Genomic DNA, 24,176 nt, shown 5'->3' on the forward strand with positions numbered 1-24,176 from the left:
GGTCAGATTGGGTATTGTTCAAGGCCAGAGAGCCATGCCCTAGCCTAACTCGCCGTTTATCCTTGGCTGGCTTTCAATTCCAGTCGCCGCGCATGCAGAACCGGCTCGGTATAACCCGAGGGCTGGACCCGCCCCTTGAACACCAGATCACAGGCGGCCTGGAAGGCGATGCCGTCAAACCCGGGTGCCATTGGCGTGTATTCCGGGTCCCCCTCATTCTGGCGATCGACCACGGCCGCCATTTTCTGCATCGCCGCCATCAGTTGCGCCTCATTCACCACGCCGTGATGCAACCAATTAGACAACGCCTGAGACGAAATTCGGCATGTCGCGCGATCCTCCATGAGACCGACATCGTTGATATCCGGTACCTTGGAACAGCCGACACCCTGATCAACCCAACGCACAACATAGCCCAGTATTCCTTGCGCATTGTTCTCGCTCTCGCGTGTGATCTCTTCATCACTCAGATTGCGACCGCCCAGCAGTGGAATGGTCAACAGATCGCCCAATGTACCGCGGGCTCCGCCAGCGGCTATCTCGTCTTGACGCGCTAGCACGTTGACTCTGTGATAATGCGTGGCGTGCAGGGTTGCCGCGGTTGGTGAGGGCACCCAGGCGCAGGTTGCGCCAGATTGCGGGTGCCCGATCTTGGCTTTAAGCATTTCGCCCATCCGATCGGGTACCGCCCACATGCCTTTACCTATCTGCGCTCTGCCCTTCAGACCGCAGGCCAAACCGATATCGACATTCCGGTCCTCATAGGATTCAATCCAGGGCGTGTTCTTGAGATCGCCCTTGGGCAACATCGGCCCGGCCTCCATCGAGGTGTGAATCTCATCACCGGTTCGGTCCAGAAAGCCCGTGTTGATAAAGGCCACGCGCGATTTCGCAGCGCGGATACACTCCTTAAGGTTCGCCGATGTCCGACGCTCCTCATCCATGATCCCAAGTTTCACGGTGTTGCGCGGCAGTCCCAGAATTTCTTCGACCATATCGAAGATTTCGACGGCAAACCCGACTTCATCCGGCCCGTGCATCTTGGGCTTTACAACATAGACCGACCCTTCGACCGAATTGCCGCCATCGCGCTGCAGGTCATGCATGGCGATCAGCGTGGTGCATAGTGCATCCATCAACCCTTCGCCAATCTCGCGGCCTTCGGCATCCAGAACGGCAGGATTGGTCATCAGGTGGCCGACATTGCGCACCAGCATCAGCGAGCGACCCTTGAGCGTGGCTTGTTCGCCGCTGGCAGTCGTGAATTCGACATCCCCTGACAGTTTGCGGGTAAAGGTTTTTCCGCCTTTGGTTACATCTTCGGACAAATCCCCTTTCATCAGGCCAAGCCAGTTGCTGTAGGCGCCAACCTTATCCTCGGCATCGACACACGCGACCGAGTCTTCGCAATCCATGATCGTCGACAAGGCGGATTCCAAACGCACATCAGAAATACCGGCGGGGTCAGATGCGCCGATGTCACTCGTCGGATCAATCGTGATCTGAATGTGCAGGCCGTTGTTCTTCAGCAAGACAAAATCGGGCTTCTCAGCGGCTCCGCCAAAGCCGACAAACGCGTCGGGATTGGCCAATGCCGGAACGAGGGCCCCACTTTCGACGCGAAGACCATCGACCGCAGCCCATGAGCCATCCGCCAACGCGACCGCCTCATCCAGAAACGACTTGGCCCAGGCGATCACCCGGTTTCCACGCGCTGCGTCATACCCTCTGCTGGCAGGTAATTCGCCCATCGCATCCGTGCCATAAAGCGCGTCGTACAGGCTGCCCCAGCGCGCATTGGCCGCATTCAGCGCAAAACGGGCATTGGTGATCGGCACAACCAGCTGAGGGCCCGGCGTCAGGGCAATTTCCGGATCGACATTGACCGTATCAATCTCAAAATCCGGCCCTTCTTCGACCAAGTACCCAGTCTCGCGCAGGAACGCTTCGTAGGCGTTGCCGTCATGGGGCTGGCCTTTGCGCGCGGTATGCCACCCATCGACGCGCCCTTGAATATCAGCGCGTTTGGCAATCAGTTCACGGTTTTTCGGGCCAAGCTCATCCACGATCCGGGCCAGACCCGTCCAGAATGTCTCGGGTGTAACACCCGTGCCGGGCAGTGCCTGATTATCGATGAAATCAACCAATTCATCCGCAATCTGCAATCCGTTTCGGTTTTGCCTGCCGCTCATATCCCGATTCTCCCGCTCTGGCTGCGATAGTGTTCTTCCCTCAATTAGGGGGAAAGTTTCCGATAGGCAACAACTCAAATATCACATTGGTCAAATAATTTTACCAAATTGAAGAATCGAAACCTCACGCCCCGGTCATTTGCTTGCAGCCTGCGATCGTTCCCCATAGTTTCGCGCCAAATTTGAACCGAAGCGAGGCCCTCGATGCGTGACGCCGCCCCCACCACAATCTACCTGAAAGACTACACCCCGTTCGGCTATCTGGTGGATAGTGTGCACCTGACCTTTGACCTTTCAGCGCATGGCACACGGGTCACATCACGCATCGCGTTCCGCCCCAATCCGGAAGCAACGGATAGAACTTTCTTCCTGCACGGAGAACAGCTTACGTTAATCCGCGCTGCCATTGATGGAACTGACATCTCCCCTGAAATCACGGACCAGGGTCTGACCGCAGATGTACCTGACGCCCCTTTTATCTGGGAGGCTGAGGTCGAGATCGATCCCGGCAACAACACCGCCCTCGAAGGGCTATACATGTCGAACGGCATGTACTGCACACAATGCGAGGCTGAAGGGTTCCGCAAGATCACCTATTATCCCGACCGCCCCGATGTGATGTCCACCTTCACCGTGCGCATCAATGGCGATTTGCCAGTGCTGCTGTCCAACGGAAACCCCTCGGGCAAAGGCAAGGGTTGGGCCGAATGGACCGACCCGTGGCCAAAACCAGCCTATCTGTTTGCGCTTGTCGCTGGCGATCTGATCACCCATCCTGGGCAATTCACCACCAAGTCGGGCCGCGATGTCGAACTGAACCTCTGGGTGCGCCCGGGCGACGAGGGTAAGTGCGCCTTTGGGATGGAAGCCCTGAAAAAGTCGATGAAATGGGATGAGGACGTCTACGGTCGCGAATACGATCTCGATGTCTTCAACATTGTCGCTGTGGACGATTTCAACATGGGCGCGATGGAGAACAAGGGGCTGAACATCTTCAACTCGTCAGCTGTTCTGGCCAGTCCCGAGACCTCAACCGATACCAATTTCGAACGGATCGAGGCGATTATCGCGCACGAATATTTCCACAATTGGACCGGCAACCGCATTACCTGCCGAGACTGGTTCCAACTGTGCCTCAAGGAAGGGTTGACCGTGTTCCGCGATGCGCAGTTCACCTCAGACATGCGCTCAGCCCCGGTGAAACGCATCCACGATGCGATTGACCTGCGTGCGCGGCAGTTCCCCGAGGATAACGGGCCATTGTCGCACCCAGTCCGACCTGAGAGCTTTCAGGAAATCAACAACTTCTACACATCGACCGTCTATGAGAAAGGCGCCGAGGTCATCGGGATGTTGAAGCGACTGGTCGGGGACGCGGCTTATTCCAAAGCGCTGGATCTCTATTTCGACCGCCATGACGGGCAGGCCTGTACCATCGAGGATTGGTTGAGGGTGTTCGAGGACACAACGGGCCGCGATCTGGGCCAGTTCAAACGCTGGTACAGCCAGTCCGGGACGCCGCGTGTCGCCGTATCAGACAATTGGGAGGACGGCACCTACACCCTGACCTTGAAACAAAACACCCAACCCACACCGGGTCAGGATGAAAAGCACCCGCAGGTGATCCCTGTTGCCGTCGGCCTGCTAGGGCCAAATGGGGATGAGGTTCGTGAGACCGAAGTGCTTGAACTGACCGAGGCTGAACAAAGCTTTGCGTTCACCGGGTTGGCCGCCAAACCGACACCCTCCATCCTACGGGATTTCTCGGCGCCAGTCATTCTGGAGCAAGAGCAATCCAACGCTGAACGCGCCTTTCTGCTGGCACATGACACCGACCCGTTCAACCGTTGGCAGGCTGGACGATCCTTGGCGCAAGATACACTGCTGCGCATGATCTCAGACGAAGCAACGCCTGATGCGGACTATCTGGACGGGCTATTGGCCGTATTGCGAGATGGCGACCTGGACCCGGCCTATCGCGCCCTGATGCTTGGTTTGCCGACACAGTCGGAACTGGCCGCTGCCCTGCACGAGCGCGGCGAAACGCCCGATCCGATGGCAATCTGGACAGCGGTGGAAACACTGCGGCAGGCCACCGCGCAGCACATGCAGGACCTGCTGCCACGTCTGCACAGTGACGCTTTGGTCGACGCGCCTTATTCCCCTGATGCCGAGCAATCCGGCAAACGTGCGCTGGGAAGCGCGGCGATGGCGCTGACCTCGCGACTGGATAGCGGGGCTGTGGCGGCTGAGGTATACGCCAAGGCGGATAACATGACCCTGCAGTTGACCGCCCTGTCCTGCCTCCTGCGCGCGCGAAAGGGCGAGGCCGAGCTGGTTGCTTTCTATGATCAATGGCAACACGACCGGCTGGTCATGGATAAATGGTTCGGTCTGCAGGTGGCGATGGCAGCCCCCGAGGCGACGCCCGAAACAACCCGCACATTGACCGAGCACCCGGATTTCAACTGGAAGAACCCCAATCGTTTCCGCGCCGTGATGGGGGCGTTGGCGATGAACCACGCCGGGTTCCACCAACCGGATGGGGCGGGATATCAACTGTTGGCCGGTTGGCTGATCCGTCTGGATCCGGTGAACCCGCAGACCACGGCCCGTATGTGTTCAGCCTTCCAGACCTGGAAACGCTATGATGCGGACCGTCAGGATCTGATGCACGCGCAACTCACTCGGATTTCCAAAACACCCAACCTATCGCGCGACACCACCGAGATGGTGTCCCGCATCCTCGGCGTATGACCCCGTACAGCTTCGCGCGTCGGAACCGGACCTCGCGAACTGTTGTCATTTTGATCGGCGTTTATGCCGTCTTGCTGGCCTTGGTGATCCTGTTCAACGCCGCCTGGTGGCTGATGGCCTTTTTTGCCCTGGCCACGCTGCCGGCAGTTTGGGATGTCTTTCACGACACCCAAGCCGGCCTGATCCTGGAGCCTGAGCAATTGCGCTGGTATTCAGGCCAACGCCAAGGCGAGATCGACCTGAGCGACGTCGATTACTTCCGGTTCGACACACGTTGGGACTTTTCTGTCCGGATCTCTCTGGTTCTGCATTCTGGTAAACGGATTCGCCTTCCAGATGAGTCTCTGCCGCCGCATCGAGAGTTCGAGGGCCTGCTAAGTCAGGAGGGATATCGCGTCGAGCGCCATCATTTTACTGTTTTTTGAAACGATCGTGACATCAGGGCACGATTGACCGGAAAAACACTAAAGTGACCAGCAATTAACTTGAACTGAGCGCCATTAACGCCCAGACTGATACCTCAGTTATGTGTTGTTAGTAGTTTCGAGTTTTATCATGTTTCGGTTATTCAGGGCGTTTTCGGCCCGATCAGAGAATTCCCCACCAAGTAACGCGCCCGATTTCTGCGCGACAAAATCCGCCTTGGCGGCGGCGCTTCCGGAGCAGGGGCAGCTTAACATTCCTCTCGCCCAGCTTGGTTCAGAAGATCTGATTGGCCGCGCAACTATCGAACATGGTCGGTTTCTTGCTCGACAGGATCGCTGGAGCGAATTGTCGGCAGAAATGCATGCCGCGGATGAAGCGCGCGAGACGGCCCCGGACGGGATGCCAACCGCAGACCTGCTGGCGTTTGGTGCGCGTTCTGACGTGGTTCTGGCCGTTGAACATGCTTTGTCTGATGGCAAAGCGATATCCGATTATGATCTGTTGACCGGAATCTCTGAACTTGAAGGAGAGATGCGCGACGCCCCCGATGACCCGATGATGGCCCTTGTTGTCGCATTGGCACATATCGACGTTGCCTGGGCCTGGCGGGGCACTGCCCTTGACGCCACTTTGCCCCCATTGCACCGGTCACGCTGCGCCGCGCATTTTGACAGGGCGGCGGCGATCCTGCCCATGTGTCACACGGCGGCACCGAACAGCCCGCTGATTGCCGCTGCGGGATGTGCCCTATTGGCTGGCCAACGCAAAACAACGGCACGTGTTGCTGACGAGTACGAGCGCCTGATCACATTGGACCCGCAAAACCAACGCCACATGCGCGCGATGGGTAGCCACCTGCTGCCGCGCTGGTTTGGCAGCTATGAAGAGCTTGAGGTTCAGGCCCTACGCAATGCCGCCCGGACGCAAGACATCTGGGGCGCAGGCGGCTACACTTGGGTGCAGTTTGACGCAATCGCCTTGGACGACGAGGCCTGCGCGCGGGTGGATCAAGAGTATTTCCTGGAAGGCCTGAGAGACATCGTGCGGCAACGTCCAGACCAGCAAATGATCAACATGTTATCGGCCTATTGCGCGATCACGCTTCAAAGCGGGCTGGGACTGAACGAAAAGGCCGATCTGGTTCGGACCCAGATGCGAGAAACCGCCAACTGGCTGATACGGGATCACCTGACCGAATTGCATCCGCTGATCTGGGCGCATGCTGCCAACGGATTCAACAACAGCGTTCGCATCAACTCGCCCGAGCGGTTCGCGGCACGCGGTCATCGGGATGCATTGCGAGCCATAGGTGATTTGTTCCGGGATGAGCTGGGCAGCGGGATGAACGTTACCTTTACACCGTCAGGTCTGCGCCTGTCAGAGAACTGATCCAAGCAGGATTCCCCCTTGCCCCTTGGGCGCGCCGGGCCTAATACGCAGGCTTAGACTTCTGCGGATATGAGGCGCGCCATGCTCGACCTGACATACGAATTGCCCAAACCCAAAACCATCTCCGGTGCCAAGCACGACTGGGAGCTGGTGATCGGGATGGAAGTGCATGCGCAGGTCTCATCTAACGCCAAATTGTTCTCGGGTGCGTCGACCCAATTCGGGGCCGAGCCAAACTCCAACGTGGCCTTTGTTGACGCGGCAATGCCGGGCATGTTGCCGGTGATCAATGAGTATTGTGTGGAACAGGCGGTGCGCACGGGGTTGGGCCTGAAGGCGGATATCAACCTGAAGTCAGCCTTTGACCGCAAGAACTATTTCTACCCGGACCTGCCGCAAGGGTACCAGATTTCCCAGCTTTATCAGCCCATTGTCGGCGAAGGTGAAGTGCTGGTTGAAGTGGGGGACGGCACTGCGCGCATGGTGCGGATCGAACGTATCCACATGGAGCAGGATGCCGGTAAGTCGATCCACGACATGGATCCGAACATGTCTTTCGTAGACCTGAACCGAACCGGCGTCTGCCTGATGGAGATCGTTTCTCGCCCCGACATTCGTGGGCCTGAAGAAGCCGCAGCCTATATCGCCAAGATGCGCCAGATCCTGAGGTACCTGGGCACGTGCGACGGCAACATGCAGAACGGCAACTTGCGGGCGGACGTTAACGTCTCGATCTGTTTGCCGGGTGCCTATGAGAAGTATCAGGAAACTCAGGACTTTTCGCATCTGGGTACGCGCTGCGAAATTAAGAACATGAACTCGATGCGCTTTATCCAGCAGGCCATCGAAGTTGAGGCACGTCGCCAGATCGCCATCGTCGAAGGTGGCGGAACCGTTGATCAGGAAACCCGCCTGTATGATCCGGACAAGGGCGAAACGCGGTCCATGCGGTCGAAGGAAGAAGCGCATGATTATCGCTATTTCCCCGATCCTGATCTGCTGCCTTTGGAGATCGAGCAAGCGTGGGTGGATGACATCGCCGCCAAACTGCCCGAGCTGCCCGATGACAAAAAAGCGCGCTTTATCACAGAGTTCAACCTGACAGACTATGACGCGTCGGTACTGACAGCCGAGGTGGAATCCGCCGGGTACTTCGAAGAGGTCGCCAGAGGCCGCAACGGCAAGCTGGCCGCAAACTGGGTCATCAACGAACTGTTTGGTCGCCTGAAGAAAGAAGACCATGACATCACCGACTCGCCGGTTTCACCAGCGCAGTTGGGTGGGATCATTGATCTGATTTCGTCTGACGCCATCTCGGGCAAGATCGCCAAGGACCTGTTTGAAATCGTCTATACCGAAGGTGGAGACCCAACCCAGATCGTCGAAGACCGCGGTATGAAACAGGTCACCGACACCGGTGCGATCGAGACCGCCCTGGACGAGATCATCGCCGCCAATCCGGCGCAGGTCGAAAAGGCCAAGGTGAACCCGAAATTGGCCGGTTGGTTCGTCGGTCAGGTGATGAAGGCGACCGGCGGCAAGGCAAATCCCAAAGCCGTTAACGAATTGGTCAGCAAGAAGCTGGGATCGTAAATCGTTCGCCTTGTGCATGTCTGGCAACATGGATTGTCCGACTTGTACAAAACAGAAATTCATCCTTCGTGAAGACTTTCGGGGGCAAACCGCCGGGTTGACTTCCCCCTGATAGCACCCTTTCTTCCGCGCAAGAGGAATGAGGTATCATGCAGAAACGATTTGATCAGGAACTGGAAGACCGGCTGGTCCGCTACGCAGCAATCGACAGTCAGAGCGACGAGATATCACCGTCGACCCCCAGCACGGATATCCAGTTCGACATGCTGAACCTGTTGCAGCAGGAATTGAGCGACATTGGCGCGCAGGATATTGAGCTGACGGCGGACAGCGTTGTGATAGCCACCATTCCGGGCACCGCACCGGGTCCAACCATAGGCTTTCTGGCTCATGTCGACACTGCGCCCCAATTCAATGCAACCGACGTCAAACCGCGCGTGATCAAAGGATACAATGGCGGTGAGATTACCTTTCCCGATGATCCGGATTTGGTTCTGTCGCCCGAAGACCATCCCTATCTGACGGAAAAAATCGGACATGATTTGATCACCGCCTCGGGCACGACCCTGTTGGGCGGTGATGACAAGGCTGGGGTGTCGATCCTGATGACCATGGTGCGGCATCTGCTGGAAAACACAGACATCCCGCATGGCCCCATCCGCATCGCCTTTACCCCAGACGAAGAGATCGGGCGCGGTGTCACAGAGAACCTGCCCAAGGATCTAAAAGCTGACTTTGCCTATACACTGGATGGTCAGGATGTCGGCAATATCGAGTATGAAAGCTTTTCAGCTGATCGGGCCATCATCAGAATCGAAGGCGTTTCGATCCATCCGGGACTGGCCAAGGGCAGGATGGTGAACGCTGCCAATCTGGCCGCCAAAATCGTGCAAACCCTGCCGCAGGCCACGATGACGCCCGAGGTTACGGATGGGCGCGAAGGGTTCATCCATGTCACTGACATGAATGGCGGGTCATCCGAAATGGAGATCAGGTTGATCCTGCGCGACTTCGAACTGGACGCGCTAGAGGCGCAAGGCGATCTGGTTCGGCAGGTCTGTGCCGCCGTACAGGCCACTGAACCGCGTGCCATGATCACCTGCGACATATCCCACCAGTACCGTAACATGCGCTATTGGCTGGAAAAGGACATGACGCCAGTGGAACTGGCCTTTGATGCCTGCCGCGAATTGGGGATCGAGCCTGACTCGGTCCCGATCCGGGGTGGCACGGACGGCTCGCGCCTGACCGAGTTCGGCACGCCCTGCCCCAACCTGTTCACCGGCATGCAATGTGTTCACGGCCCGCTGGAATGGATCTCAGTTCAGGATATGGCCGTGGCCACGGAACTGTGCCTGTCCGTTGTGCAAAAGGCAGCGCTGAATACGCGCAACAGTGCGGGCTGAAATCTGCCGGTTGGGCAACACCTCTTTCGTCCGGGGGTCAACGTGTTAAATTGGGCGCAACAGGCATTTAGGAACAGTTGATGCAGCGCTACGAATACAAGGTTGTCCCCGCCCCGCAAAAGGGCGCGAAAGCCAAAGGTGTCAAAACGGCGGAAGGACGATTTGCAGTCTCGGTCGAACAACTGTTGAACCAGATGGGGCAGGATGGCTGGGAATACCAGCGTGCCGAACTGTTGCCCAGCGAAGAGAGAACGGGCCTAACCGGATCAACCGTGAACTGGCGCAATGTTTTGGTGTTTCGGCGCGCGATTGAGGGTGATGTCGTCGTAATCCCTGCCCCCGGACCAACAGAAACGCCTGAAGGTGTTCCTCTGGCGCAACCAATATCGGGTCCTGAAACGGTGGCGGCACCTGCGCCCATTTCAGAGACCGCAAACGAGCCACCTTTGTCGCTGAAAGGCTCCGAAAATCCTAAGCCTGAAGAAACCGACCAGAAAACTTCATCAGAAGCTGTTGGCAAAGCCTGAACCGAGTAATTCCTACGGACATTGCCAACACTGCGTGCGGTCTCGGCCCGGCCAACGGATGTTTTTGTATCACGCCTCAAGATTTGTTTACGCAACGTAGGCGACTCATGAGTTTTAAGCGTTGTTTACTTGGCACTTTCGTCTATCAAGGCCGGTGACACCGATAAAAGCAGGCAAATGCAACACAATCCCGACTCCTTTCAAAAGGACACCGATCAGACGCATGCGCGGGATTGGGTAAAAGTTCTCTCATCTTATCGCGAACCCAGCGGATCCCGAAGTGCCTTCGAGCTTGCCGTTACGCTTGGCCCGTTCATCGCCTTGTGGGCTTTTGCCTGGTTTGCCTTGTCTTTCAGCGGCTGGTTGGCCTTCTTCGTTGCCCTGTGCAACGCCGGTTTCTTGCTGCGCCTGTTTGCCATCCAGCATGATTGCGGACACAGCGCCTTTTTCAGCAACCGCACGGCCAGCGACTGGCTGGGGCGCGTCATTGGCGTGCTGACCTTGACACCCTATGACGTGTGGCGCCGGTCACATGCGATGCATCACAGCTCTGCCGGCAATCTGGGGCGGCGGGGCATGGGTGACATTCACACGCTGACCGTAGCTGAATACAAAGAGTTGTCGCCGCTAGGGCGTTGGTCTTACAGGCTTTATCGCCATCCAATCGTGTTGTTCGGCCTTGGACCCGGCTATCTGTTCTTCTTTCAGAACAGGCTGCCTTTGGGGTTCACACACCAGGCACGGTACTGGGTCAGCGCTATGGGGACAAATGCAGGGATCCTGATAGCATTATCGCTGATCTACTACTTCGGTGGCCTGATGCCGATCCTTCTGATTTTTGTTCCAACGACCCTGCTGGCCGCAACCGCCGGGGTCTGGCTGTTTTATGTGCAACACCAGTTCGAAGACACCCATTGGGCCGAGGAAACGGATTGGGACCTGCACGATGCAGCCCTGCATGGCAGCTCGCACTATGTGTTGCCCAAAATGCTGCAATGGATGAGCGCGAATATCGGCATTCATCACGTGCATCACTTGTACTCTCGCATCCCGTTTTACCGGCTGCCTGAGGTCCTGCGCGATCACGCCGTTCTTGCGCAGAGCAACCGGATGACCATCCGTGAAAGCCTGTCCAACGCGCGCCTGCACCTATGGGATGAGCAAAGCAAAAAGCTGCTGTCCTTCGCGCAGGCCAGATTGCTGGGCTGAACCAGGCGAAAATTCAATCTCCGCACGTAATTGCGATTTGCCTGTGTTAGAAGACGAGGCTCAACGTTTTGGTTTCGGGGCAGACTCTGCGGGTTTAGCATACCACGGGCAATGGCCTGTCGCTGCGAGATACCGCAGCAAAAGCCAAGAAAGTAATTTTTTCAGACCGCTTTGAGACCCAAAAAGAGCCCAATGACCTAGTCATCTGAAACAACAAAGACCCTTAGACCGCGTAGCTTGAATTCCACAAAGTCTTTTTCATATTCCCCCGATAGGACAGAAAACGGATCATCTGAAACGCCGATCCCCAAAATTCCGAGTGTTTTTTCAACGGAAAGCTGAGCCGGAGGTTCGATAACGCTACTCCATCCTACCCTTCTTGGCCGCGGCGCTCCAGACAACTGCGCCGTATACCAAATTCCTGCGTTGTTTTCACCACCGGCCGCCTGAAAATGTAACCGGGTTGGTTTAATGTCACCCGTCCCGAACACACCGGACACATCTACGTGGCCACTTTGCGGTAAGAAGTGTTTCGAATAGGCGCAACCTGTCAGGTCAACGTCAAGTATCAGGTTTAGGTTATTGCGAACGCGTGCCGTGTCAATCTTCGTGGACTTGTAGTGCTCGGGGGACGACGTATTGACGGTCAGTTCCCCAGTGTCACGCAAATCGATTTGAGTCGACAGACGCATGGGTCGAAATCCAACGGGGCAAGAGGCGCGCGCCACACCCGGCTCCAGGTCTCTCAACTTGGCTATTGTGAATTCACTGGGCCAGAATTCAATTTCCCATGTGCGGGCAGCAACCGGAGTGTTCAAAATCGCGAAGGCCAAAGACGCTAGAAATACAAGCCGTACAGCTTTACCGAATAACACGTGGTTCATTTTTGACGATCCTCGGGCATGGGGAACTCTATGGAACCGCGAAGTCTCAAATCCACCAGCATCTCGCCGTCACCTTCTTTTGTCTGAAAAGGAATGTCTCCTAATTTCAACAAAAAGTTCAGACTACCTAAGACATCAGGTGCTTCAACCTCACCCTTGTCGTAATTCCATCTCCGGCGCAATGTTCGCTGATATGTTAGCGAAAAGCTCTCGCTCTGATCCGGCGTTACAGCATCTCTTTTGTGAACCGTGAAATTCCCAACTTCGCCCGAAACCGTGTAAACAAGGCCCACAAACTCAGGAAAACCAAGGTATTCGCAAAAGTAGAGCACTGTGCGAAACTCCACATCTACAGCATCTGCAGCCTGCTCCCTTGAATAGAACTTCGTTGCAAACCGAGCCTGGCTTTCTGGCCCCTTGGCATCGGTTTGGCCACCTCGCCGCACCACGACCGGCTTTGTGCGTCGCGCTGTTCGGACAAAGGATGACAGGTCATGCGTCTGTGGAACCAAAGCCACGACAGAATCGACTTTTGAGGGGCGCGCCGGAGCGTTGCACGCAAAACTGGACTCGGGTGTGAGTATTTTCAGTTCCTCAGAAACACGACCACTATTCAGGTGGAGGTGCACATTTTGTGTCTGCGCTTGAACGCCCGACCAGGCTGAGAGCAGCACAACGATTAAGAGAGGTTTGAATACTTGGATCATTTCAACGTTCGAATAGATACAATCTAAGGCAGAACAAAGGCAGGTTTCTTGGTTAAACCCCAATGTCCAACGCCAGCGCATGGATGCGCGGCACTATGTCGCCCAGTGCCTTGTGAACCGCGCGATGCCGGGCGACGCGGGATTGGCCTTCGAACGCAGACGCGCGGATTCGGACGTTGAAATGGCTTTCGCCGCCCTCTTGAAAACCTGCATGGCCGCGGTGGCTTTCGCTATCGTCCACGACGTCAAGCTCATGCGGGTCAAATGCGGTCTGCAGACGGTTTTGGATCTCTTCGGTGATGCTCATTTTTTGCTCAACGGCAAATTAATTGCCGTCCCCCTCTTCTACTTTCGGCTGCTTAGACTAAACTGCTGCCTCCGAGTCGAAAAGATACGTTCGTGAGGATCAGAGCATGGCAAAGTCAGACCCCTTCGGATTCGATATGTCCGTTTCCACGTCCAAGAAAAAGAACCCGCGCGGGCGTCGCGGCATGTCGGGTGCGTCAGAAACCTCGGTTCGGGTCTGCGACCATGAAGGCTGTGAAGAGGCGGGCAAGTTTCGCGCGCCCAAAGCTCCGGACGTGTTGGATGATTTCTTCTGGTTTTGTCAGCAGCATGTGCGCGAATATAACCAGAAATGGAACTTCTTCGACGGCACCACCGAGGCCGAGCTGAACGCGCAACGGTCCAAGGACAAAGTGTGGGAGCGCGAGACCAAACCGATGGGCGACCCCGAAGCCCGCGCCTGGGCGCGGCTGGGCATTGAAGACCCGCATCAGGTCCTGGGCGAAAACGCGACCAAAAACCCGGGCCGCGCAAACACCGGCGGCCGTCGCTTGCCCCCTACCGAGCGTCGCGCTGTTGAGATCCTCGAGGCGCAGGACAGCTGGTCCAAGGCCGAGATACGCAAGGCCTATAAGAAGCTGATCAAAGTACTGCACCCGGACATGAACGGCGGCGACCGCTCGCAGGAAGAACAGCTACAAGAGGTCGTATGGGCCTGGGATCAGATCAAGGACAGCCGGAGCTTTAAATAGGTTTGGCTGTTCGTCGGATGGGCATGCTGGAACTGCGCTTGGTAGTTGGGTGAGTCCTCAACAGAACCGATGGTGACCATTGGTGGCACTGGGGCACCACGTCGAAATCAGCGGATACCCGACATTTGGTGTATTAATTGGAAGGGTCAGGGTGCGGGACGCATCCGACTTTTGCTAGTGCGGCTATTGCTGACGCGGAAAACCCTCGCATCTGCCGCAAGAGTGGTTTGGCGGCGTAGCAAGTTCCCGTTTGCGGTCATTCAAACGCATCGAACTCAACGAGTTTCAATCCGCCTGCCCACTGCGAACTTTGGCGGTGGCGAGAGGCTCGGCGACCGTTTCTAGATTCTTATTCGCTAAGATACGCCGAATCCTCGGTCGGCCCACAAAGGATCATCCAGATGACCAGTCCTCAGTGAGATTTGTAAAACGATGCGTTTGATGAGCGGGCACAAAGATTATGTCGCCTCTTCCGCTGATTACAACATAAAACTCATCTCGATCATGCGGTTCCTGCAAATCCAAATCTCCTGGTGCATAGAAGGGCCGGTTCAAAGGGGAAGGTTTATTTTTATGCCCAACTCCAGCAGCAGGAATGCAGAATTCCTACATCACAATGCGCCTTAAGGGACAAATTTGTTGCTTTGTGGGATAAATTGCTGAATAATTTTCCTTAAATGAGAAACGTGTTTCAGGAGAAGATAATGAAGGCGGGCAGTCCAAAAGATTCAATGCACATATATGTTTCCAGACACCAGTGTATGGAACGTAGCTTTTTTGGTGGCGCAAGGTCGCAAGACTTTTCTGTCGCTGGAGTGGCGCATCCGTTCGTCTTGCTGAAAAGCCAGCTAACCAATTGAGACTGCTAGGAGAGAGCATTCATGGCTATTAAACCACCACTAACAAACCTACCCATAGAAACCGCTGAGAACGGTTTTTATTCGGGTTTCAACCAAATTGTGACCGTAGGATCAAAGATCCTGATCGGCCTTTTGATTCTCTGGGCCGCGGTATGGTCAGAGCAGGCAGGCAATGTATTGAAAGGCATTCGCGCTGCCGTCGATGCCAACACTGGCGCTTGGTATATGTATGTCATGGCATTTTACATGGCTGTGTGCATTGTCTTGGCTATTTGGCCGGCAACCGGAAGGCTTAAGCTGGGTAAGGCCGAGGACGAGCCTGAATTCTCTCGATTCTCTTGGTTTTCGATGATGTTTGGTGCCGGTATTGGTATCGGCATGCTGACCTATGCGACCGGTGAACCAATATATCACTTCGGTACAAATCCAGACGTCATACAAGGGCTCTCTGAAGGCTCTACCGCCAACAACGTGCGCGCGGCCTATAAATGGTCATTCCTGCACTGGGGTTTCAACGCCTGGGGATGTTATGCAGTCATTGGCCTTTCGCTGGCCTTCTTCGCATATTCTCGTGGATTGCCTCTGACCATCCGTTCCGGTCTTGTGCCATTGTTTGGGAAGTCACTTTCTGGCCCGTTGGAGCACATCATTGATATTGTTTCAGTTGTAGCCACAATTCTAGGTGTGTCTGTAACGATTGGATACGGTGTTTCGCAGTTTTCTTCGGGAATGTTCAACATTACCGGGGCAGACTGGATGATGAATGCAGAAGGAAGCCCAACTATCATCGCGATGTTGGTGTCCCTGATAGTTGTTATGTTCGCTTCCACTCTTTCAGCCCTTTCAGGTGTTGGTAAGGGCATCAAGTGGCTGTCCAACCTCAACATGGGATTGTCGTTCTTCATTCTGGCGTTTTTCCTGATATTCGGATCAACCCTTTTTGCTCTGGAAGCATTGTTTGTAGGCATATGGGATTACATTTTGGCACTGCCCTCCATGGTCGTAACCGTGTGGACTGCTGATGGTGATCCGGAAAGTGTCGCAAGCAAGCTTGCCGGATGGCAGGCAGGCTGGACCGTCTTCTATTGGGCTTGGTGGATAGCCTTCGCGCCGTTCGTTGGTCTTTTTCTTGCGCGTATTTCCAAGGGCCGTACAGTTCGCGAATATGTACTGGGCGCAATGATCGTACCATCGGTCATGTGCTTTGTCTGGTTTACCGTTGTTGGTGGAACGGCAATTGACCTGACGCTTAACGGTGGTGCGGGTGATGCGATAACCGGTGCGGGGCTTTCCTCGCAGCTGTTTGCGATGATCAACTTCATGTTGTCGCCAGCACTTGCAACCGCAATGTCTGTCATCATCGTGGTCTTGTTGCTGACTTACCTGGTCACCTCAGCAGACTCGGCGGTATTGATTATCAACACAATCGCCGCAGCGGGTGATGCGCGCCAGAAGCCAAAGATACACATCATCGTTTGGGGCGTCGCCCTGACCTTGGTGATTGGTGTGCTTTTGGTTGCTGGCGGTCTGAGCGCGATCAATACGGCGATGATCATTGCGGCTTTGCCGTTCTCAGCGGTGATGGCACTGATGGGTCTTGCCCTCTTCAAAGCGCTTATCCGCGACGGTATGCGTGAAAAACAAGATGGTGCTTCTGGACAGGCTGCTGAATAAACACCTGATAATACAAATCTTAACCCCCCGGTGGCGTACATCGGGGGGTTTTTGTTTGTCTGGTCGCTGGTTCATTGTTCTGGGCGATGTCATCAAATGGCGAAATCATCAGGTGTTAGCTCAACAGCACGAGTCGACACCAGATGCGCCGCTAGGCCATTCGCGCCGATCGCGGGAACGCGCCGAGATGCTTTTCCCGACAAAGAACGCGACCGCGAGGTTGTCGAGGCGGGACCACATAGCCTAGAAGCTGCCACACGCTGCGCTCGCGCGCAGCATTGTCTCAACACTTGCGACGTGGGCTCAGAAGCGCCCGTTCTCCTCGACATACCAAACTCGTTGCCTATGTCGGAAAGCAGCCATTCTGGATAGCAGGCGGTGCAACGACTGAAAACGACGGCTCGTTGGTCGCTTCCGCCGATTTCGATATCGCGGATAAGGCCAGTTTCGATGAAACATCCTGACACCGGATTGATCTCGTCTCTTTCCCTTGCCCTTACCAGCAATATGTTGCACCACACACGGGTTCAAACCCGCCGGGCGGGCAAAGCATAAGGACAAGGCGCATGGCTGACGGATCGATCGATATCAACGCAAAACCGACCGAAGAGATCTCGGTCCGTGAGGTGTTCGGAGTTGACAGCGACATGGCGGTCAAAGGCTTTGCCGAACGCAGTGACCGCGTGCCGGCAATCGATCCGACCTACAAGTTCGACCCCGAGACGACGCTGGCGATTCTGGCGGGGTTCTCGCACAACCGCCGCGTCATGATCCAAGGCTATCACGGCACAGGCAAATCGACCCATATCGAACAGGTCGCCGCCCGCCTGAACTGGCCCGCCGTGCGTGTGAACCTCGACAGTCACATCAGCCGGATCGACCTGATCGGCAAGGACGCGATCAAGCTGCGCGACGGCAAGCAGGTCACCGAATTCCACGAAGGTATCCTTCCCTGGGCCCTGCGTAATCCCGTTGCCATCGTGTTCGACGAATATGATGCAGGCCGTGCAGACGTGATGTTCGTGATCCAGCGCGTGCTGGAACATGACGGCAAGCTGACCTTGCTGGACCAGAACGAGATCATCACGCCAAACCCGAACTTCCGCCTGTTTGCGACTGCGAACACCGTGGGTCTGGGTGACACCACGGGCCTTTATCACGGCACACAACAGATCAACCAGGCGCAGATGGACCGCTGGTCGCTGGTCTCAACGCTGAACTACCTCAGCCATGATGCCGAGACGATGATCGTTCTGTCCAAGGCACCGCTGTACAACACCGCCGAGGGTCGCAAGACCGTCAGCCAGATGGTCACCGTCGCCGACCTGACCCGGACCGCCTTCATGAATGGCGACCTGTCCACGGTGATGAGCCCGCGAACCGTGATCAACTGGGCCCAAAACGCCGATATCTTCCGCGATGTGGGCTATGCCTTCCGCCTGTCCTTCCTTAACAAATGTGATGAGCTGGAGCGCCAGACCGTGGCCGAATTCTATCAGCGTTGTTTTGACGAGGAACTGCCGGAAAGCGCGGCGAGCGTCAGTCTGGGGTGACAGGAGGTCCGCCATGCATATCGGATTGATTGGCGGGATTGGCGTTGCTGCAACGGTGGTGTATTATCAACGGCTGAGCGCAGCCATGGCTGCCCGTGGCAAGCCGCTTGAACTGACCATCGTGAATGCGGATGTTCAGAAGTTAATCCGTAACAATCTGGCCGACGAGCGGGACGCGCAGGCGCAGATCTATGCCGGTTTACTGGATCGGTTACAGGCGGCAGGTGCAGATTGTGCGGCGATTACCTCACTGGGTGGGCACTTCTGCTACGACGAAACAGTGCCGCTGTCCCCACTACCATTGGTTTCGGCCGTAAAGCCTTTGGACGCCTATTTCGCCTCTCGGGGGTTTGGGACCGTTGGGTTGCTGGGCACTCGGGTTGTGATGCAGACAAAACTTTATGGTCAGCTTGTCCAGACCCGGTCAGTCGCGCTGGAAGACGAGATCGAAACGCTGGGGCAGACCTATCAGGATATGGCAGTCGCCGGGATATGTTCCGATCGGGATCGCGCGCTGTTTCTGGACGCAGGCCGCCGTATGGTAGATGATTTGAACGCCGATGCCATCGTGTTGGCCGGTACCGATCTGAACCTTGCTTTTGACGGGCAGGATCCGGGCTATACTGTTGTAGATGCGCTGGATGTACATGTGGATGTGCTGGCACGTCTGGCAAGTGAAGAAATGATGCTTGAAGAAGCAGGGGCAGACTAATGAGCAAACCAAACGACAACCCTGCCGATCCGTTCAAAAAAGCGCTGGCCGAGGCGACCAAGGTCATGGCCGACGATCCCGAGCTGACAGTCAGCTATACAGTCGATCCGTCAGGGATGACGGGTGAGTCGATGCGCTTGCCGCAGGTCAGCCGCCGGATGACGCGCGAAGAGGTTTTACTGGCGCGGGGCACAGCGGATGCCTTGGCGTTGCAGCGCCGATATCATGACGATGCCACGCATAATCGCTATGCGCCTCCGGGTGATATGGCCCGGGATCTCTATGAGGCGATGGAGACAGCGCGTTGCGAGGCGATGGGCGCCCGGGATATGCCCGGCACCGCCAGCAATATCGACGTCAAGATCGGGCATGAGGCGATCCGGCGCGGGTATGATCAATGCAAGCAACCGGCAGAGGCACCTTTGTCCGTGGCGGCGGGTTATCTGATCCGGCATCTGGCGACCGGGCGCGATCTGCCGCCCGCGGCTGAGAACGTCATGAACCTATGGCGCGGGTTTATCGAAGAACAGGCCGGCGGTGTACTTGAGAACCTTGATGAGGTGCTCTCGGACCAGGCCGAATTCGCCAAGTTTGCCCGCCAAATGATCAAGGATCTGGGGTACGGTGACCAGCTGGGCGACGACCCGGATGAGCTGGACGACGAACAGGACGATCAGGCCGAGGACGACGCTGAAGAACAGCCCGATCCCGACAGCACCGGTCAGGATGATCAGGACGAACAGGACGCCGACGCGACGCCTGAGCAAACGCAGGAAGAGCAGCAGGATCAATCTCAGGCCCAGGTCTCGATGGACGAGATGGCCGAAGATGAGATGGGCGATGAAGCTGAGATGCCCGAGGGCGAGGCCCCGATGGAGCCACCTGCCCCGCCGCCCGCGTCCGAGGCCGATCCGGACTATAAGGTCTATCTGAACACACATGACGAAGAGATTTTGGCCGAGGATTTGGCGGAACCGGCCGAGTTGGAGCGTTTGCGCGCCTATCTCGATCAGCAACTGGAGCCTTTGAAAGGTGCTGTCAGCCGTCTGGCCAACAAGTTGCAGCGTCGCTTGCAGGCGCAGCAGAACCGGTCTTGGGAATTCGACCGCGAAGAAGGTATTCTTGACGCTGGCCGTCTGGCGCGTGTGGTTGCAAACCCAACCACACCGCTGAGCTTTAAGGTCGAAAAGGATACCGAGTTCAGAGATACCGTTGTGACGTTGTTGCTGGACAATTCAGGCTCGATGCGCGGACGTCCGATCTCGATTGCGGCGATCTGCGCCGATGTTCTGGCGCGGACGCTGGAACGCTGCAACGTGAAGGTCGAGATTCTGGGCTTTACCACCCGGGCGTGGAAAGGCGGTCAGGCGCGCGAGGCGTGGCTGAACGATGGCCGCCCACAGCAACCAGGGCGTCTGAACGATCTGCGTCACATCGTCTACAAAGGCGCGGATGCGCCGTGGCGGCGGGCACGGCCCAACCTGGGCCTGATGATGAAAGAAGGCCTGCTGAAGGAAAACATTGACGGTGAGGCGCTGGAATGGGCCCATCGCCGGATGCTGGCGCGGCGTGAACAACGCAAGATCCTGATGGTGATCTCGGATGGCGCTCCGGTCGATGATTCTACACTAAGCGTGAACCCCGCCAACTATCTGGAAAAACACCTGCGCGACGTGATCGCCATGGTAGAAAAGCGTAAGATAGTAGAACTGCTGGCCATCGGCATCGGCCATGACGTGACCCGGTATTATGATCGGGCGGTGACGATCACCGATGTCGAACAACTGGCCGGTGCGATGACCGAGCAGTTGGCGGCGCTGTTTGACAGCGACCCCCGTGCCCGGGCGCGGGTGATGGGGATGAAGCGGGCCAGTTAAACCTGCTGCGGTCGGTGAAGTAACAAGCCAGCCAACAGGTTAAGCAATGGTTTGGGGGCCGGTTTTTCAGGCAGGCTTGCGAGGTTTCGCGGATCTGGCAGTGTGTGACGCGCGGCCGGGTGTTGCAAAAGGGCAATGTCGAATGGGGGCATCATGGTGTGATCTCCTGTTTCAGATCTCATATTTGCCAACGAGTTAACGTGCCTGCTTGAAGATACTCTTGAGATTTCCCTAAGAAACCTTTGGGATTGCCGTTCAACCTTGTGAGGCCGGGTAAAACCGGGTGTATTCGCCCCATGCGATATGAGTTTGCAGATTGTGTTCTGGATGTGGATCGTCATGTGTTGTTGCGCAGTGGCGAAACCGTATCTGTCGAACCGCAAGTCTTTGATCTGTTGGAATTGCTGGCGGAAAGCCCCGGCAAGCTGGTTCCGCGTGAAGAGATTATCGAACGGGTCTGGAAGGGACGCTTCGTCTCGGATTCAACGATCAGCGCGCGCATCGCTGCGGCCCGGAAAGCCGTGGGGGACGATGGCAAGACGCAGCGGATCATAAAAACGATTGTGCGGCGTGGATTGCAATTGGCGACAGACGTGAACCGCGATGCTGCAAAGGCGCAAAAAAATGACCCGCAAACGCAGCAATTGCGATATGCCCAAAGTCGGACAGGACAGATCGTCCCGTATACTTTGGCAGGCGATGGGTTGCCGGTTCTTCGCATAGGGTCCGTTGTTCATGATCTGGAGGCCGAATGGCGCTTGCCGGGCGAGCGTACCCGGCTGACTGACATGACAAATCGGTTTCACTTGCTGCGTTACAACAAGGATCACCGCGCAATGTCGGATTCCACCCGGCAGGTTACTTACGACCGCAGGATTGATGAAATTCTGACCGTGACCAAGGCAGCAGGATTTGACCAGTTCTCCATTTTGGCAGAGTTCAGCGGAACCTTTCCCGCCCTCCATTTCGCCGCGCGATATCCGGATCGTGTGAAAAAACTGGTGCTTGCGGGCGGCTGGGCCGAAGGCCGCGACCACCGGGCGGGATCAGAACAACCGGATTCAATCCGGACGCTGATTGAAGAAGGTTGGCAAACGCCCGGAAGCGGATACGCAATGGGTTCCATGCTGAGCTATTTCCCGGATGGTCCGCTGGACAGCGTCCGGTTGATGGTTAACGAGATGCAGTCGCTTTATTCGCGCGAGCAAAAGCTTGAATATCGCGATACCGGCAACAGCGCGTCCGTCGTCCATCTGTTGCCGGATGTAAAATGCCCTACCTTGGTTCTGCACGGGCGGCATTCTGCAGTTCATCCGTTGCCAGAGGCGCGGAAACTGGCGGCAGGAATACCCAACGCCTCACTGGTGGTCCTGGAAACCGGCAATCAGATCCCCCTGCCCGGAAACGCCGCATATGACACTTACATGAAAAGCCTAACCGCGTTCCTTGAAGCCCCCGATTAAGGTCGGATCGGGCGCTGGACATTTCTCGGCACAGCGCTCAGGTTTCACCGCGATCAGTCAAGAATGAGGCCCCCATGTTCCAGTCTTTCAAAGTCACCGCGCGCCCGGAACAAGGCCCTCCTCGGCTGGCGGCCTTGCGAGGCGAGATGGCGAGCGAAGGGTTGGACGGATTTCTCGTCCCTCGGGCGGATGCCCATCAGGGTGAGTATGTGGCACCCCGGGATGAGAGGCTGGTGTGGTTGACCGGTTTCACCGGATCGGCCGGGTTTTGCGCGGCACTTGCAGATGTGGCCGGGGTGTTTGTCGACGGGCGCTATCGGACGCAGGTCAAGGCTCAGGTGGCGCAGGATTACACGCCGGTTCCTTGGCCTGAAGTTGGCTTAAGCGCCTGGTTGAAGGAACAGTTGCCAAACGGCGGTAACGTCGGGTTTGACCCATGGTTGCACACAACGGGGCAGATCGCGAAGGCACGGGTTGATCTGGACGGCTGTGGCATCACGCTGGTGCAATGCGACAATCTGGTGGACCGCGTTTGGAGCGATCAACCCACGCCACCGATGAACCCGGTCAAGGCACATCCGATTGAATTTGCTGGTGAAACCGCGGACAGCAAGATCGGTCGATTGGCGGATGGTTTAAAACAGGACGGATGCACGGCGGCGGTGATCACCCTGCCGGATTCCATCATGTGGTTGTTGAACATCCGGGGATCGGACATCCCCTATAATCCAGTGGCCCACGGGTTTGCCATTCTGCACGCCGACGCCCGAGTGGTTCTGTTCATGGCCGCCGAAAAGCTGGTCGGCGTGGAAGGTCATTTAAGCCCGCATGTCCTGGTGCACGATCCGTCCGAATTTCTGGACTCGGTGGGCAAGTTGGAAGGGCGCATTCAGGTTGATCCCGGCACCCTGCCCAAGATTGTGGCGGATGCGCTGGGTGAGAGCATGGCCGAAGGTGGCGATCCCTGCGCCCTGCCCAAAGCCTGCAAAAACCCCTCTGAAATCGCGGGCAGCGCCGAAGCGCATCTGCGCGATGCGGTCGCTGTCACGGAAACGTTGTGCTGGTTGGATGCACAAGCCCCCAGCAGTCTGACGGAATCTCAGGTTGTGACGCGGCTTGAAGAAAATCGTCGCAAGGACAATGCGCTGCAGGACATCTCGTTCGATACGATCGCGGGGACCGGGCCGAACGGGGCCATCATGCATTACCGTGTGACCGACGAGACGGACAGCAAGCTGGAGAACGGTCAACTGCTGGTGCTGGACAGCGGCGGTCAGTATCTGGATGGCACAACGGACATCACGAGAACCATTGCAATTGGCGCGGTCGGCGACGAGGAGAAGGCCTGTTTCACCCGCGTGCTGAAGGGCATGATCAACCTGTCGATGCTGCGCTGGCCGGTGGGGTTAGCAGGGCGCGATATCGAATGCGTGGCGCGCACGCCGCTGTGGCTGGCGGGGCAGGATTTCAACCACGGGGTCGGGCACGGCGTCGGCGCTTATCTGAGCGTGCACGAAGGTCCGCAACGTTTGTCCAAACTCAGCCACGTACCGCTTGAGCCCGGCATGATCCTGTCGAATGAACCGGGATATTACCGCGAAGGCGCATTTGGCATCCGGATCGAGAACTTGGTGGTGGTGGAAGACGCCAACACTCTGCCCGGTGGTGATGCGGAACGAGCCATGCTGCGTTGGCGTACACTGACTTACGTCCCCATCGACCGCCGCTTGATTGTGATCGACATGCTGACGGCGGATGAACGCGCTTGGCTGAATGCCTATCACCGCGATGTTGTAGAAAAGATCCGGCCAAGGCTGGGCGCGGACGCGCAACTGTGGTTGGATGCCGCAACCGCGCCGATCTGATACCGGACTGTTACACAGACCGGGCTGAGGAGAGGCCCTGACACG

At 56.7% G+C, this 24,176-nt stretch carries 18 protein-coding genes; 14 read left to right on the forward strand and 4 right to left on the reverse strand.

Features of this window, described 5'->3' with window-relative positions:
- Window positions 1-56: 56 nt before the first annotated feature.
- Window positions 57-2,192, reverse strand: a complete 2,136-nt coding sequence (locus D9K61_RS25160) for a malate synthase G (RefSeq protein WP_120635949.1) — start codon at window positions 2,190-2,192, stop codon at window positions 57-59.
- A 204-nt stretch (window positions 2,193-2,396) separates the two neighbouring features.
- On the opposite strand from D9K61_RS25160, the gene pepN reads away from it, so the two are divergent.
- From pepN to D9K61_RS25195, 7 genes are all read left to right on the forward strand, one after another.
- The gene (pepN, locus tag D9K61_RS25165; RefSeq protein WP_120635950.1) at window positions 2,397-4,949 is read left to right on the forward strand and encodes an aminopeptidase N; all 2,553 of its coding nucleotides are present in this window, start codon (window positions 2,397-2,399) and stop codon (window positions 4,947-4,949) included.
- A gap of 71 nt (window positions 4,950-5,020) precedes the next feature.
- The gene (locus D9K61_RS25170) at window positions 5,021-5,374 is read left to right on the forward strand and encodes a hypothetical protein (RefSeq protein ID WP_254055870.1); all 354 of its coding nucleotides are present in this window, start codon (window positions 5,021-5,023) and stop codon (window positions 5,372-5,374) included.
- 130 nt (window positions 5,375-5,504) lie between these two features.
- Window positions 5,505-6,764, forward strand: coding sequence for a hypothetical protein (locus D9K61_RS25175; RefSeq protein ID WP_120635952.1), 1,260 nt, complete (start codon window positions 5,505-5,507; stop codon window positions 6,762-6,764).
- Window positions 6,765-6,845: 81 nt separating this feature from the next.
- Entirely contained in the window at window positions 6,846-8,357 is a 1,512-nt protein-coding gene (gene gatB / locus D9K61_RS25180) for an Asp-tRNA(Asn)/Glu-tRNA(Gln) amidotransferase subunit GatB (protein WP_120635953.1), read from the forward strand.
- A 149-nt stretch (window positions 8,358-8,506) separates the two neighbouring features.
- A complete protein-coding gene (pepT, locus tag D9K61_RS25185; protein ID WP_120635954.1) occupies window positions 8,507-9,763 on the forward strand; it encodes a peptidase T in 1,257 nt (418 codons plus the stop codon).
- 80 nt (window positions 9,764-9,843) lie between these two features.
- On the forward strand, window positions 9,844-10,290 hold the full coding sequence (locus D9K61_RS25190; protein ID WP_120635955.1) for a DUF4177 domain-containing protein: 447 nt from the start codon (window positions 9,844-9,846) through the stop codon (window positions 10,288-10,290).
- Between the two features lie 177 nt (window positions 10,291-10,467).
- On the forward strand, window positions 10,468-11,499 hold the full coding sequence (locus D9K61_RS25195; protein WP_120635956.1) for a fatty acid desaturase: 1,032 nt from the start codon (window positions 10,468-10,470) through the stop codon (window positions 11,497-11,499).
- Window positions 11,500-11,696: 197 nt separating this feature from the next.
- Here the strand turns inward: D9K61_RS25195 and D9K61_RS25200 are convergent, their stop codons facing one another.
- Genes D9K61_RS25200 through D9K61_RS25210 form a run of 3 tightly spaced genes read right to left on the reverse strand, consistent with a single transcriptional unit; the run spans window position 11,697 to window position 13,397 of the window.
- A complete protein-coding gene (locus D9K61_RS25200; protein WP_120635957.1) occupies window positions 11,697-12,383 on the reverse strand; it encodes a hypothetical protein in 687 nt (228 codons plus the stop codon).
- Complete coding sequence (locus D9K61_RS25205) at window positions 12,380-13,090, reverse strand: hypothetical protein (protein WP_120635958.1); 711 nt, start codon at window positions 13,088-13,090, stop codon at window positions 12,380-12,382. The genes D9K61_RS25200 and D9K61_RS25205 overlap by 4 nt, the downstream gene beginning before the upstream one ends.
- A 52-nt stretch (window positions 13,091-13,142) precedes the next feature.
- Complete coding sequence (locus D9K61_RS25210; RefSeq protein WP_120635959.1) at window positions 13,143-13,397, reverse strand: BolA family transcriptional regulator; 255 nt, start codon at window positions 13,395-13,397, stop codon at window positions 13,143-13,145.
- A gap of 106 nt (window positions 13,398-13,503) precedes the next feature.
- On the opposite strand from D9K61_RS25210, the gene D9K61_RS25215 reads away from it, so the two are divergent.
- The 7 genes from D9K61_RS25215 (at window position 13,504) to D9K61_RS25260 (ending at window position 24,131) form a co-directional block, all read left to right on the forward strand.
- Window positions 13,504-14,127, forward strand: a complete 624-nt coding sequence (locus tag D9K61_RS25215) for a DnaJ domain-containing protein (protein ID WP_120635960.1) — start codon at window positions 13,504-13,506, stop codon at window positions 14,125-14,127.
- A gap of 881 nt (window positions 14,128-15,008) precedes the next feature.
- On the forward strand, window positions 15,009-16,661 hold the full coding sequence (locus D9K61_RS25230; protein ID WP_120635963.1) for a BCCT family transporter: 1,653 nt from the start codon (window positions 15,009-15,011) through the stop codon (window positions 16,659-16,661).
- Between the two features lie 566 nt (window positions 16,662-17,227).
- On the forward strand, window positions 17,228-18,214 hold the full coding sequence (cobS, locus tag D9K61_RS25235; protein ID WP_120635964.1) for a cobaltochelatase subunit CobS: 987 nt from the start codon (window positions 17,228-17,230) through the stop codon (window positions 18,212-18,214).
- Between the two features lie 13 nt (window positions 18,215-18,227).
- Window positions 18,228-18,926, forward strand: coding sequence for an aspartate/glutamate racemase family protein (locus D9K61_RS25240; protein WP_120635965.1), 699 nt, complete (start codon window positions 18,228-18,230; stop codon window positions 18,924-18,926).
- Entirely contained in the window at window positions 18,926-20,803 is a 1,878-nt protein-coding gene (gene cobT, locus D9K61_RS25245; RefSeq protein ID WP_120635966.1) for a cobaltochelatase subunit CobT, read from the forward strand. Before D9K61_RS25240 ends, cobT begins: the two co-directional genes overlap by 1 nt.
- A 296-nt stretch (window positions 20,804-21,099) precedes the next feature.
- Window positions 21,100-22,266 carry a winged helix-turn-helix domain-containing protein gene (locus tag D9K61_RS25255; RefSeq protein ID WP_120635968.1) on the forward strand — a complete coding sequence of 389 codons (1,167 nt, stop codon included), beginning with the start codon at window positions 21,100-21,102 and terminating at the stop codon, window positions 22,264-22,266.
- Window positions 22,267-22,340: 74 nt separating this feature from the next.
- Complete coding sequence (locus D9K61_RS25260) at window positions 22,341-24,131, forward strand: aminopeptidase P family protein (protein ID WP_120635969.1); 1,791 nt, start codon at window positions 22,341-22,343, stop codon at window positions 24,129-24,131.
- Window positions 24,132-24,176: the final 45 nt, after the last annotated feature.

The organism is Ruegeria sp. EL01 (assembly GCF_900313035.1).
In the GTDB taxonomy this organism is placed as follows: domain Bacteria; phylum Pseudomonadota; class Alphaproteobacteria; order Rhodobacterales; family Rhodobacteraceae; genus Ruegeria.

Coding starts and splice junctions, on each gene's coding strand:
- D9K61_RS25160 (WP_120635949.1), bottom strand. CDS start 2,192: ATGAGCGGCAGGCAAAACCGAAACGGATTGCAGATTGCGGATGAATTG.
- pepN (WP_120635950.1), top strand. CDS start 2,397: ATGCGTGACGCCGCCCCCACCACAATCTACCTGAAAGACTACACCCCG.
- D9K61_RS25175 (WP_120635952.1), top strand. CDS start 5,505: ATGTTTCGGTTATTCAGGGCGTTTTCGGCCCGATCAGAGAATTCCCCA.
- gatB (WP_120635953.1), top strand. CDS start 6,846: ATGCTCGACCTGACATACGAATTGCCCAAACCCAAAACCATCTCCGGT.
- pepT (WP_120635954.1), top strand. CDS start 8,507: ATGCAGAAACGATTTGATCAGGAACTGGAAGACCGGCTGGTCCGCTAC.
- D9K61_RS25190 (WP_120635955.1), top strand. CDS start 9,844: ATGCAGCGCTACGAATACAAGGTTGTCCCCGCCCCGCAAAAGGGCGCG.
- D9K61_RS25195 (WP_120635956.1), top strand. CDS start 10,468: ATGCAACACAATCCCGACTCCTTTCAAAAGGACACCGATCAGACGCAT.
- D9K61_RS25200 (WP_120635957.1), bottom strand. CDS start 12,383: ATGAACCACGTGTTATTCGGTAAAGCTGTACGGCTTGTATTTCTAGCG.
- D9K61_RS25205 (WP_120635958.1), bottom strand. CDS start 13,090: ATGATCCAAGTATTCAAACCTCTCTTAATCGTTGTGCTGCTCTCAGCC.
- D9K61_RS25210 (WP_120635959.1), bottom strand. CDS start 13,397: ATGAGCATCACCGAAGAGATCCAAAACCGTCTGCAGACCGCATTTGAC.
- D9K61_RS25215 (WP_120635960.1), top strand. CDS start 13,504: ATGGCAAAGTCAGACCCCTTCGGATTCGATATGTCCGTTTCCACGTCC.
- D9K61_RS25230 (WP_120635963.1), top strand. CDS start 15,009: ATGGCTATTAAACCACCACTAACAAACCTACCCATAGAAACCGCTGAG.
- cobS (WP_120635964.1), top strand. CDS start 17,228: ATGGCTGACGGATCGATCGATATCAACGCAAAACCGACCGAAGAGATC.
- D9K61_RS25240 (WP_120635965.1), top strand. CDS start 18,228: ATGCATATCGGATTGATTGGCGGGATTGGCGTTGCTGCAACGGTGGTG.
- cobT (WP_120635966.1), top strand. CDS start 18,926: ATGAGCAAACCAAACGACAACCCTGCCGATCCGTTCAAAAAAGCGCTG.
- D9K61_RS25255 (WP_120635968.1), top strand. CDS start 21,100: ATGCGATATGAGTTTGCAGATTGTGTTCTGGATGTGGATCGTCATGTG.
- D9K61_RS25260 (WP_120635969.1), top strand. CDS start 22,341: ATGTTCCAGTCTTTCAAAGTCACCGCGCGCCCGGAACAAGGCCCTCCT.